Origin of the sequence: Arthrobacter sp. ES3-54, assembly GCF_029504395.1 — a bacterium.
Taxonomy (GTDB): Bacteria; Actinomycetota; Actinomycetes; order Actinomycetales; family Micrococcaceae; genus Arthrobacter.
In genome coordinates, this window is the sequence record NZ_JAQFIF010000005.1 from 329,829 (window position 1) to 340,818 (window position 10,990).

10 protein-coding genes are annotated in these 10,990 nt (G+C 67.8%); 8 read left to right on the forward strand and 2 right to left on the reverse strand.

The window, feature by feature from the left end; translation table 11 throughout:
• Nucleotides 1-56: 56 nt before the first annotated feature.
• The 5 genes from M2428_RS12155 to M2428_RS12175 all read left to right on the forward strand — a co-directional run bounded on the left by M2428_RS12155 (nt 57) and on the right by M2428_RS12175 (nt 5,857).
• Nucleotides 57-1,205 (forward strand): 5-(carboxyamino)imidazole ribonucleotide synthase, encoded by a 1,149-nt coding sequence (locus M2428_RS12155; RefSeq protein WP_277526238.1) that lies wholly within the window; start codon nt 57-59, stop codon nt 1,203-1,205.
• Nucleotides 1,202-1,795, forward strand: a complete 594-nt coding sequence (gene purE / locus M2428_RS12160) for a 5-(carboxyamino)imidazole ribonucleotide mutase (protein ID WP_277526207.1) — start codon at nt 1,202-1,204, stop codon at nt 1,793-1,795. Before M2428_RS12155 ends, purE begins: the two co-directional genes overlap by 4 nt.
• Before the next feature lie 22 nt (nt 1,796-1,817).
• On the forward strand, nt 1,818-3,449 hold the full coding sequence (locus M2428_RS12165) for an LCP family protein (protein ID WP_277526208.1): 1,632 nt from the start codon (nt 1,818-1,820) through the stop codon (nt 3,447-3,449).
• Between the two features lie 142 nt (nt 3,450-3,591).
• Nucleotides 3,592-4,881 carry a mannose-6-phosphate isomerase, class I gene (gene manA, locus M2428_RS12170; RefSeq protein ID WP_277526209.1) on the forward strand — a complete coding sequence of 430 codons (1,290 nt, stop codon included), beginning with the start codon at nt 3,592-3,594 and terminating at the stop codon, nt 4,879-4,881.
• A gap of 4 nt (nt 4,882-4,885) precedes the next feature.
• Nucleotides 4,886-5,857, forward strand: a complete 972-nt coding sequence (locus M2428_RS12175) for a peptidoglycan bridge formation glycyltransferase FemA/FemB family protein (protein ID WP_277526210.1) — start codon at nt 4,886-4,888, stop codon at nt 5,855-5,857.
• Nucleotides 5,858-5,929: 72 nt separating this feature from the next.
• Here the strand turns inward: M2428_RS12175 and glpX are convergent, their stop codons facing one another.
• Nucleotides 5,930-6,952: a class II fructose-bisphosphatase gene (glpX, locus tag M2428_RS12180; protein WP_277526239.1), complete on the reverse strand. Its 1,023-nt coding sequence runs from the start codon at nt 6,950-6,952 to the stop codon at nt 5,930-5,932.
• Nucleotides 6,953-7,146: 194 nt separating this feature from the next.
• Between glpX and M2428_RS12185 the strand changes: the two genes are divergently transcribed.
• From M2428_RS12185 to M2428_RS12195, 3 genes are all read left to right on the forward strand, one after another.
• The gene (locus M2428_RS12185) at nt 7,147-7,881 is read left to right on the forward strand and encodes a DUF4245 domain-containing protein (RefSeq protein WP_277526211.1); all 735 of its coding nucleotides are present in this window, start codon (nt 7,147-7,149) and stop codon (nt 7,879-7,881) included.
• A 9-nt stretch (nt 7,882-7,890) separates the two neighbouring features.
• On the forward strand, nt 7,891-8,505 hold the full coding sequence (locus M2428_RS12190) for a carbonic anhydrase (protein WP_277526212.1): 615 nt from the start codon (nt 7,891-7,893) through the stop codon (nt 8,503-8,505).
• A gap of 71 nt (nt 8,506-8,576) precedes the next feature.
• Entirely contained in the window at nt 8,577-10,013 is a 1,437-nt protein-coding gene (locus tag M2428_RS12195; protein WP_277526213.1) for a class II fumarate hydratase, read from the forward strand.
• A gap of 118 nt (nt 10,014-10,131) precedes the next feature.
• Here the strand turns inward: M2428_RS12195 and M2428_RS12200 are convergent, their stop codons facing one another.
• Complete coding sequence (locus M2428_RS12200; RefSeq protein ID WP_277526214.1) at nt 10,132-10,800, reverse strand: vWA domain-containing protein; 669 nt, start codon at nt 10,798-10,800, stop codon at nt 10,132-10,134.
• Nucleotides 10,801-10,990: the final 190 nt, after the last annotated feature.

Below are 10,990 nucleotides of genomic sequence, written 5' to 3' on the forward strand. Positions count from 1 at the left end.
TGGGACTTGTGACTTTTCCTGTAATCGGTGTTGTTGGCGGCGGCCAGCTTGCCCGAATGATGGCCCCCGCCGCGACCGCCCTGGGCTTTGAGCTCCGTGTTCTCGCCGAAGGCGAGGACGTCTCTGCAGTCTCTGCCGTGGTTAACGCCCCGGTCGGCGACTACACGGACCTGGAGCATCTGCTCGAGTTCTCCCGCGGCCTGGATGTTCTGACCTTCGACCACGAACACGTCCCCACGGCGCACTTGCGGTCCTTGATCGGCTCCGGCGTGAACGTCCACCCCGGCCCGGATGCCCTGGTCAACGCCCAGGACAAGCTCGTGATGCGCGCCGCGATCGACCGGCTCGAGCTGCCCAACCCCGAGTGGGCCGCCGTCGCCAATGTCCCGGACCTCGTCGCCTTCGGCGAGCAGACCGGCTGGCCGGTGGTTCTAAAGATGCCCCGCGGCGGTTACGACGGCAAGGGCGTGCGCATCGTGTCCTCGGCCGAGGACGCGGCCGGCTCCGCCGACTGGTTCGAGGCCATGTCCCCCCTGCTGGCCGAAGCCAAGGTGGAATTCAGCCGTGAGCTCTCGGCCATGGTGGCCAGGACGCCGGACGGGGAAACACGGGCCTGGCCGGTGGTGCACACCATCCAGGTCGACGGCGTGTGCGATGAAGTGATTGCCCCGGCCCTGGACATCCCCCTCGATGTTGCCGCGGCCGCGGAAAACGCCGCGGTCCGGATCGCCAGCGAGCTCGGCGTGACCGGCGTCATGGCCGTCGAACTCTTCGAGACGCCGGGCGTAGGTGCGGGCTTCCTGATCAACGAACTCGCCATGCGCCCGCACAACACCGGGCACTGGACCCAGGACGGCTCGGTGACGAGCCAGTTCGAGCAGCACCTGCGGGCCATCCTGAACCTGCCGCTGGGCGCCACGGACCTGCTGGGGCCTGTCGTCGTGATGAAGAACTTCCTCGGCGGCGCCAACCAGGACCTCTATTCCGCCTACCCCGCGGCCCTCGCGAGCGAGCCGGCCGCGAAGGTGCACTGTTACGGCAAGGCCGTCCGGCCCGGCCGGAAGATCGGCCACGTCAATCTGGTCGGGACTTCAGCCGCCGACGTCGACTCTGTGCGGCAGCGGGCCACTATCGTGGCCGACATCATCCGGAACGGCCGGGCCCACGCCGGCACAATGCCGGCAACCTCCGAGGAGACCGCATGAGCACCGCACCCCGCAACGCAGGCACCCCTCTCCCCCGCGCGGACACTCCGATCGTGGGCCTCGTCATGGGCTCGGATTCGGACTGGCCGGTCATGGAAGCGGCCGCCGAAGCCCTCGCGGAGTTCGGGATCCCGTTCGAGGCCGACGTCGTCTCGGCCCACCGGATGCCCACGGAGATGATCCGCTACGGCCAGACCGCCCACGAGCGCGGCCTTCGCCTCATCATCGCCGGCGCCGGCGGTGCCGCGCATCTTCCCGGCATGCTCGCCTCGGTCACCCCGCTGCCCGTGATCGGCGTCCCCGTACCCTTGAAGACCCTGGACGGCATGGATTCCCTGCTGTCCATCGTGCAGATGCCGGCCGGTGTTCCGGTCGCCACCGTCTCGATTGGCGGGGCGCGCAACGCAGGCCTCCTGGCCGTGCGCATGCTGGCCTCGGGCACGGACGAACTCGCGCTCCAACTCCGGGCGGACCTCCTGGACTTCGCCCAGGAACTGAACGACGTCGCAACCCGGAAGGGCGCGAGCCTGCGGCAGAAGGTCAACGAAGTGTTCGCGGACGGCAACGTCGCCCCGCGTAGCAGCCATTAAGGTAGCCATTAGGAATCCCGGCATGAGCAACAGCTACGCCCCCACGCACCGCCCTGACAGCCCAGAGCAGTCCGGGCGGATACTGAGCGACCCGGTCCGGCACCCTTCCGGCGCCCCGGCCCCGGTGCTGACCAAGCGGGCGTTCGTCCTGATCCTTCTGACTCTGCTGGTCCCCGGCAGCGCCCAGATCGTCGCGGGCCAGCGCCGGCTCGGCCGGGCTGCGCTGCGCGTGACCTTCACGGTCTGGGCGCTGGCCCTTATCGCCGTGCTGCTCCTGCTTCTGTCCCGCTCCACGCTGATCAACATCCTCGCCGGCCCGGTGCCCTCGCTCTTGCTGGTGCTCGGCCTCGCGTTGCTGGCCATCGGCTGGGCTGCCCTGTTCCTGAACACCTTGCGGCTGATCCGGCCCGGGCTGCTTACCCCCAGGATCCGCCCCGCAGTGGTGCTGGCGCTGGTGCTGGCCATGATCCTCAGCAGCGGGTCCCTGGGCTACGCGGCCTACCTGCTCAACGTCAGCCGCGACGCCATCGGCAGTATCTTCTCCGGTTCCGGCCCCACCCTTGAGCCTTCCGAGGGCCGTTACAACTTCCTGATGATGGGCGGCGACGCCGGAGCAGACCGCACGGGCCGCCGGCCTGACAGCCTCTCGGTGATCAGCGTCGATGCCAAGACCGGCAGCACGGCAATCATCTCCGTGCCCCGCAACCTCCAGAATGCGCAGTTCAGCGCGGACTCCCCGATGCGCCAGGTGTATCCGGAAGGCTACAACTGCGGCGACGAATGCCTGATCAACGCAATCAACACCGAGGTCACCAACCAACATCAGGACCTCTACCCCGGGGTGGCTGACCCCGGTGCGCAGGCCACCCTCGAAGCGGTGTCCGGAACGCTGGGCATCAAGGTCCAGGCCTACGTGCTCGTGGACATGGACGGTTTTTCCAAGCTGATCGACGCCATGGGCGGCATCCGGATCAAGGCCGGCGGCTGGGTCCCCATCAGCGGACCGATGGTGGATGAGGCCAACGGCATCCACGGCATGCCGGACGGCTGGATCCCGGCAGGCGACCAGACGCTCGACGGCTTCCACGCCCTCTGGTACGGGCGGTCCCGGGAATTCGTGGACGACTACGCCCGCATCCAGCGCCAGCAGTGCGTGCAGCAGGCGATGCTCAAGCAGCTCGACCCCGCAAAACTGCTGGCCAAGTTTGAGGACATCGCCAAGGCCGGCACCAAGGTGGTCGAATCGAACATCTCCTCCGGCCAGCTCGGCAGCTTCGTGGACCTGGCCATGAAGGCCAAGGGCCAGGACGTCAGCCGCCTGACCATCGGTCCGCCCGACTTCGACGCGGCTTTCTCCACGTCGCCGGACTTCGACATCATCCACCAGCGGGTGGCCAAACTGCTGGCCAGCCCGTCCGCCGGCGCCGCAGACGACAGTGTCCTGCAGCCCGGAACCGCCGCCGGGCCGCTCTCGGCCGCCGGTGCCGCGCCGGGTACCCAGCCCCCTCCCTCGCCGTCGGACTTCACCCCGGTGACCACCACGCCGGACGGGCAGCCGATCACCGAAGGGATGCTCAACCAGTTCAAGCGCAACGGCGACGAGCAGTCCATCCGCGACCTCGTCGCCACGAACGGCAAGTGCGCGCCGCTCTAACACTGGGCCGCATGGCGTCCACCCGCGCCGCTTCCCGGGCGCGGGTGCCCGGCCCAGAGCGACCGCAGCAGTTTGACCACAATTCATTGACGAGACATTTCGTTAGACGAGACATTTCATTTCACAAGACAGGGACCAGGCCATGTACGAACTTGAGAACGTCCTCCGGCCCTATGCCTGGGGCTCCCCGACGGCGATCGCCAAACTGCTCGGCAGGCCGGCGTCCGGCGGACCCGAGGCGGAGCTCTGGATCGGCGCCCACCCGGACTCCCCCTCTGTTGCGCTGACGCCGGCGGCCGGGGGTGCCGGCCGGCACGCGCCCGAAACGCACGACGACGGACGGCTCGCGCTGGACGCCCTGATCGCCGAGGATCCGGAACACTGCCTGGGCGGCGCGAGCGTGGCCGCCTTTGGCCCGCGGCTGCCGTTCCTGCTCAAAGTCCTCGCGGCCGAGACGCCGCTGTCCCTGCAGGTGCACCCTACGCTGGCCCAAGCCCGGGAGGGCTTCGCACGTGAAGAAGCCGCCGGCGTGGACCCCGCCGCCCCGGACCGCAACTACAAGGATGCCTTCCACAAACCGGAAATGATCTTCGCGCTGACCCCGTTCGAGGCGCTCTGCGGTTTCCGGCCGGCGGCGGAATCGCGGGCAGTCTTCCAGCACCTGGCAGCATGTTTCGACCTCGCCGGGCTGGAGTTGCCGCCGGTTGTTCCGCTGCTGCTCGAGGACCTGGCGCAGCCGGACGAGCCCGCGGCCCTCCGCTCCGCCTTTGAGCGGCTCATCGCCGGCGGCGAGGACGTCTCGCACGCCACGGAGATGATCGTGGCGGCCCTCGTCTCCGGCGCGCCCATGGGTTCGCACGTGGCGGAGCTGACCACCGTGGTGAACCTCAACCATGACTACCCCGGAGACCCGGGCGTCCTGATTTCGCTGCTGCTGAATCGGATCTCGCTCGCGCCGGGTGAGGCCGTCTACCTGCCGGCCGGAAACGTCCATGCCTACCTCCACGGGCTCGGGATCGAGGTCATGGCGTCCTCGGACAACGTGCTCCGCGGCGGGCTCACGCCCAAATTCGTGGACGTGCCGGAGCTGCTCAAGACGGTCGCGTTCGAGGCCGTCGCAGTGCCCATGCTCCCCGCCGAGACCACAATGCTGGGCCAGGAACTCTTCCGTCCGCCGTTCCGGGAATTCCAGCTGCAGCGAATTGTTCTGGAGCCCGGGGCGGAGCCGGTCCCGCTGGCGCAGTCCGGTGCCGCCGTCGTCATCGTCACGGCCGGCTCCGTCCGGCTCGACTCCCCGAAGGGTGAGCTGCGGCTGGAACGGGGCGCCAGTGCCTTCCTGCCCGCCGCCGAGGCCCCGGTCAACGTCCACGCCGTCTCCGGCGCCACCGGCCCCGCCCTGGCATTCGCCGTCACCACCGCATTGGAAGGCTGACACCATGGACTATTTCCTGCAGAGCCCGCAATGGGCACAGTTCCAGCGGGCGCTGGGGCGCACCGTCCACGAACAGGCCGGCCCCGGATGGCGCTTCCTCGCGGTCGAGGAATCCAATCCGGCCGGTAAACTCCTGTACGCCCCTTACGGACCGGTGGCCGAATCGCTGGCAGCGTTCGACGCCGCACTGGCGGCCCTGACGGACCTCGCCCGGGCCAGCGGCGCCGTGTTTGTCCGGGTTGAGCCGGTCACGGCAGGGTTCACTGCCGCCGAGGCCGACGCGGTACTCCGCAGCCGCGGCCTGCAGCCGGCTCCGGTCAGCCAACAGCCCGAGCTCAGCTGGATTGTGGACCTCGACCGGGATTTCAAGGACGTCCTCGCGGACATGAAGCCGGCCAACCGGAACCTGTTCCGCAACATCCACAAGAAGGGCGTGACATTCCGCTCCAGCCAGGATCCGGCCGAGATCACCGTCCTCCTGGAGTTCTTGCACATGACGGCCGCCCGTAACGGCTTCAAGCCCCAAAGCGACGAGTACCTGAGCCAGGTGGCCCGCTCGCTGATGCCGGCCGGAGCCGCGACGCTGTTCATCGCGGAGCTCGACGGCCACCCCATCGCCGCGGCCCTGGCCTACGATTCGGCCGACACCCGGACCTACGCCCATGCCGCCCTCGATGACACCCACCGCAAGCTCAGCGCGGGAATCCCCCTGCTCGTCACGCTGATCGCGGACGCCCAGGCCAATGGCCTCAAGTACGTGGACCTCTGGGGCGTGGCGCCGGCGGACCAGCCCGACCACAAATGGGCCGGGTTCACCGCGTTCAAGAAGTCGTTCGGCGGCCGCGGGATCGCGTATCCCGGAACGTGGGACCTGCCGGTCCGGAAGGTGCGCTACGGCAGCTACCAGCTGGCCCGCAAGGGCGCCCAGCTCGCGAAGAAGCTCCGAGCCCGGTCCCGGGCCCTCGCCAACCGCTAGGGAGTAAGACGACGAATCCCGGGTCGCGGAGGCGGCCCGGGATTCGCGGTATTCAGTAGTGCCCCGCAGGTGCTAGTTCTTGCGGGCGTAGCCTTCCCACTTGCTGGCCTGGTGCTCGCCGTCGACGAAGCGGATGGTGCCGGACTTCGAGCGCATCACGATGGACTGGGTGAGGACCTTGTCCTTGGAGTAGCGGACGCCCTTGAGGAGGTCGCCGTCGGTGATGCCCGTGGCCGCGAAGTAGCAGTTGTCGCTGGAGACGAGGTCGTTGGTCGAGAGCACGCGCTCGAGGTCGTGGCCGGCGTCGATCGCCTTCTGCTTCTCCTCGTCGCTCGTGGGCCACAGGCGGCCCTGGATGACGCCGCCGAGGGACTTGATGGCGCAGGCCGAAACGATGCCTTCCGGGGTTCCGCCGATGCCCATGAGGGCGTCGACGCCGGTGCCGGCACGCGCCGCAGCGATGGCGCCGGCGACGTCGCCGTCCATGATGAACTTCGTGCGGGCGCCGGCTTCGCGGATTTCCTCCACGAGGGGGCGGTGCCGGTCGCGGTCCAGGATCATCACGTTGAGCTGGTTGACCTTGACGCCCTTGGCCTTGGCGATGAGGTGCAGGTTCTGTTTGACGGGGAGGCGCAGGTCCACCATGTCGGCCGCTTCCGGGCCGGTCACCAGCTTCTCCATGTAGAACACCGCGGAGGGATCGAACATGGAACCGCGTTCCGCGACGGCCAGGACGGCGAGGGCGTTGTTGATGCCGAGGGCAGCGAGGCGGGTTCCGTCGATGGGATCGACGGCAACGTCGCACTCGGGGCCGGTGCCGTCACCGACGTTCTCGCCGTTGAACAGCATCGGGGCTTCGTCCTTCTCGCCCTCGCCGATGACCACAACACCGTTGAAGTGGACAGTCTGGAGGAAGGAACGCATGGCGTCCACAGCGGCGCCGTCGGCCTTGTTCTTGTCGCCGAAGCCCACCCAGTGACCACCGGCGATGGCCGCGGCCTCGGTGACGCGGACAAGTTCCAGTGCGAGATTGCGGTCAGGCTCGTCGATCCCGACGGCGAGCGAGGGGGAAAGCGTGGAGTACTTCTGGGACATGGGCGCTGGTGTCACGTGAACCTCTTCTTCGAGTGGCGGTCGTTGAACCCGTACGGCCAGGATCGATCCGTCGCGGTGATTCGTCTGATAATGATCATAGTCGGGGCGGGCCCGCAAGGTCATGGGATGACCGGTGCGTGACGCACTTCACCTCTGGGCGGCCTCTGCGCCGCGAATGTGAGATCGGCCCGGACATGCGCGACTATAGAGGGGTGAGTGAATTGCAGGACACCTCCCCCGCCGCCCCCGGTTCTCCGGCTGGCAGCTCCCCCGCGGCCGGCCCGGACACTTCCGGACAGCCACCGGCGAAGCCCGTCATCGCCGCCGCTGCGGCCAAGCGCGCCAATGCCTCCGTCATGGGCATGATCATCGCCCTGGTGGTGAGCATCGCCGCGTTCCTGCCGATCGTCCTCATGAACCCCTCTCCCAAGACCGACGGTTACCGGCCCAACATCAACGTCAGCGCCTCCGCGCAGAACGCGGCGGCTGTGGCAGGGTTCACACCCGTGGCGGCCGATACCGGCGACACATTTCGCGCAAACTACGCCCGCTGGGAGTCAGGAGCCGGCAGCGGCGTCCCCGCCTGGGAAGTCGGCTACCTGACGCCCAAGGAATCCTTCATAGCCCTCGTGCAGACCCGCCAGGCCAACCCCACCTGGCTCCTGCAGCAGACCAAGAACGCGCCAGTGACCGGCACCCGTAACGCGGGCGGCCGGGACTGGGAACTGCACGACACCGGTAAGGGCGAGAAATCCATGGTGCTGGCCGAGCGCGGCACCACCGTGATCCTGTCCGGATCCGCGACGCTGGAGGAGTTCTCCACCCTGGCCGAGGCAGTGGTGAAGTCACTTGTTGCCAATCCGCCTGCGGGCACGCAGGCTCCCACGCCGGGCGCAACAGTTTCCCCAACGGCCGCCCCTTCACCGTAAAGTGGCCACGTGGCTACTTATCTGACTCCCGCGCTCGCCTGGCAGCGTCTCCGTGAAGGCAACAAGCGATTCGTCGCCGGCACTTCCTCACACCCCAACCAGGACGCGTCGCGGCGCTCGTCGCTGGTCGAAAACCAGCACCCCTTCGCGGTGATCTTCGGCTGCGCCGACTCCAGGCTCGCCGCCGAAATCATCTTCGACCTCGGCCTCGGCGACGCCTTTGTCGTCCGCACCGCCGGCCAGGTGATCGACGACGCCGTGCTCGGCTCGCTGGAATACAGCGTCAGCGAACTGGACGTCCCGCTGATCGTCGTCCTGGGGCACGACCATTGTGGCGCTGTCACCGCAACCAAGAACGCCGTGGAAACCGGCCAGATGCCGGTCGGTTTCATCCGCAGCCTGGTGGAGCGGATCACCCCGTCCGTGTTGACCTCGCTGCGTAACAATCAGACCGACATCAACGACATGGTGGTCGAAAACGTCAAGCAGACCTCGCAGCGGCTGGTGGACAGTTCCCGGGTGATTTCGGGTGCCGTCGACAGCGGCCGCACCGCCGTGATCGGTCTCGCGTACAGCCTTTCTGACGGCCGGGCCGACCTCGTCTCCAGCATCGGCCGGCTCTAAACCCCGGCGCCCTGCCCCTGCAGACCGTTCACGGTTTTCGATGGGACTCCCACTCCCAATAAGCTAGCCCCATGACTTCCACAGATGAGTTGAACACCGAAGAGTTCCGCATTGAACACGACACGATGGGCGAAGTCCGCGTTCCCGTTAACGCCCTGTACCGCGCGCAGACGCAGCGGGCAGTCGAGAACTTCCCGATCTCCGGCAAAACCCTGGAACGCGCCCACATCGAAGCCCTGGCACGGGTGAAGAAGGCTGCCGCCCAGGCGAACGCCGAACTGGGGGTGCTCGATGGCGAGCTCGCCCAGGCGATCGCCGACGCTGCCGACGAGGTCGCGGCCGGCAAGTACGACGGCGACTTCCCGATCGACGTCTTCCAGACCGGGTCCGGCACGTCCTCCAACATGAACACCAACGAGGTCCTCGCCGAGCTCGCCTCCCGCGCCCTCAAGGCCGCCGGCAGCGACAAAGTTGTCCACCCGAACGACCACGTCAACGCCTCACAGTCCTCCAACGACGTCTTCCCGACCTCCGTCCACGTCGCCGCCACGTCCGCGCTGATCAATGACCTGATCCCGGCCCTCGGCTACTTGGCAGAGTCACTGGAGCGCAAGGCCGCAGAATTCAAGGACGTTGTGAAGTCCGGCCGCACGCACCTCATGGACGCCACCCCTGTCACCCTGGGCCAGGAGTTCGGCGGCTACGCCGCCCAGGTCCGCTACGGCATCGAGCGCATCAACGCCTCCCTCCCCCGCGTCGCAGAGGTCCCGCTCGGCGGAACCGCCGTGGGCACCGGCATCAACACCCCGGCCGGCTTCCCGGAGCGCGTGATCGAACTGCTGGCGGCCGACACCGGGCTGCCCCTGACGGAGGCCCGCGACCACTTCGAGGCCCAGGCGAACCGGGACGGTCTCATCGAGGCGTCGAGCCAGCTGCGCAATATTGCGATCTCCTTCATGAAGATCAACAACGACCTGCGCTGGATGGGCTCCGGCCCCAACACCGGCCTCGGCGAAATCGCGATCCCGGACCTGCAGCCCGGCTCCTCGATCATGCCCGGCAAGGTCAATCCGGTCATCTGCGAAGCCTCCATCATGGTCTGCGCCCAAGTGATCGGCAACGACACCGCGATCGCGTGGTCCGGCACCAACGGCGCCTTCGAACTCAACGTCGGCATCCCGGTCATGGCCGCCAACCTCCTTGAATCCGTGCGCCTGCTGGCCAACACCAGCCGCGTCATGGCCGACAAGATGATCGACGGCATCACCGCCAACGTGGAGCGCGCCCGTTTCCTCGCCGAGGCCTCGCCGTCGATCGTGACCCCGCTGAACAAGTTCATCGGTTACGAGAACGCCGCCAAGATCGCCAAGAAGGCGGTGGCCGAGGGCCTGACCATCCGCGAAACCGTCGTCTCCATGGGCTTCCTCGAGCGCGGTGAACTGACCGAAGAGCAGCTCGACACCGCCCTGGACGTCATGTCCATGACGCGCCCGCCGCACAAGGCCTAGCGACTCCGGGCGGCCACACCGCCCCGCAGAGAACATCCGCCGCCGGCCGGCCCCCTTCCTGAAGGGTGCCGGCCGGCGGCATGTCTGCACCGCATGTCAGAACACCGCATCTCTAAAGCTAGACCCGGGGCGGTTCTCCGCCGGCTGCCTCCCGCTCCTCCGCCGTGTAGGCTGCTGCCGCGGCGGCGTCCGCCATGCTGGCACCCCCGATCCGTGCCTCCCGCAACCGCCGCGTCTTGGCGGACTGGACGGAAAAGGCAGCATCGACGTTCCCGGCGGCATAGGTCAGGGCGTCCTCGGCGCGGATGCCTAGGCTGCCCGCCGTCAACACGGCGTCCTGGTTGGCGCCCAAATACGTGAATTGCCAGCCCCACTGACTCTGCTGCCGCTGGACCAGGGCCTTGACCAGTTCGCCCGTGGCCTCGCGCGAAGAGTTCTCATGCCCGTCCGTCAGCACGGCCACAAGCACAGTGCCGGGGCGCTGGTCCTCCGGAAGGGCCGCAAGTTCCGCACCCGCTTCCCCGATCAGCCGGACCATGGCGTCGTGCAGGGCGGTGCTGCCCCGCGGCTGCAGGTCCAGGGCGGGCACGTCCTGGATGTCCATCGAGGCGTAGACGCGCTCGTAGGTGTCATCGAACTGCGCGAGCGAGAGCCGGCACCGGCCCGCCACCGCCTGCTGTTCGCGCACGAACGCCGCAAACCCGCCCACAGTGTCATCGGCGATGGCGCTCATCGAACCGGAACGGTCCAGGAGGACGTACACGTGCGTCAGGGCTGAATCTGTCATGCTTCCCCATTTCCGGCCCGGACGGGGCTGCTGCCTCGCCGTGGGCCACCTGTTGCCAGCAGAAAGGCTGGACAAAAGCAGGCTACGGCCGGGCAGCGACGGTAATGATGGAATTGGTTGTGTTGCGGCGTGACTCTGGGTGCGACTGACGCCCGAGAAGGGTTTGTCTTCATATTGATCTGTCCGCCGC

Bases quoted from the DNA above. Each gene is read 5' to 3' on its own strand.
- M2428_RS12185 (WP_277526211.1), top strand. From the start codon at position 7,147: ATGCGCGACTATAGAGGGGTGAGTGAATTGCAGGACACCTCCCCCGCC.
- glpX (WP_277526239.1), bottom strand. From the start codon at position 6,952: ATGTCCCAGAAGTACTCCACGCTTTCCCCCTCGCTCGCCGTCGGGATC.
- M2428_RS12175 (WP_277526210.1), top strand. From the start codon at position 4,886: ATGGACTATTTCCTGCAGAGCCCGCAATGGGCACAGTTCCAGCGGGCG.
- M2428_RS12155 (WP_277526238.1), top strand. From the start codon at position 57: ATGATGGCCCCCGCCGCGACCGCCCTGGGCTTTGAGCTCCGTGTTCTC.
- M2428_RS12195 (WP_277526213.1), top strand. From the start codon at position 8,577: ATGACTTCCACAGATGAGTTGAACACCGAAGAGTTCCGCATTGAACAC.
- manA (WP_277526209.1), top strand. From the start codon at position 3,592: ATGTACGAACTTGAGAACGTCCTCCGGCCCTATGCCTGGGGCTCCCCG.
- M2428_RS12165 (WP_277526208.1), top strand. From the start codon at position 1,818: ATGAGCAACAGCTACGCCCCCACGCACCGCCCTGACAGCCCAGAGCAG.
- M2428_RS12200 (WP_277526214.1), bottom strand. From the start codon at position 10,800: ATGACAGATTCAGCCCTGACGCACGTGTACGTCCTCCTGGACCGTTCC.
- purE (WP_277526207.1), top strand. From the start codon at position 1,202: ATGAGCACCGCACCCCGCAACGCAGGCACCCCTCTCCCCCGCGCGGAC.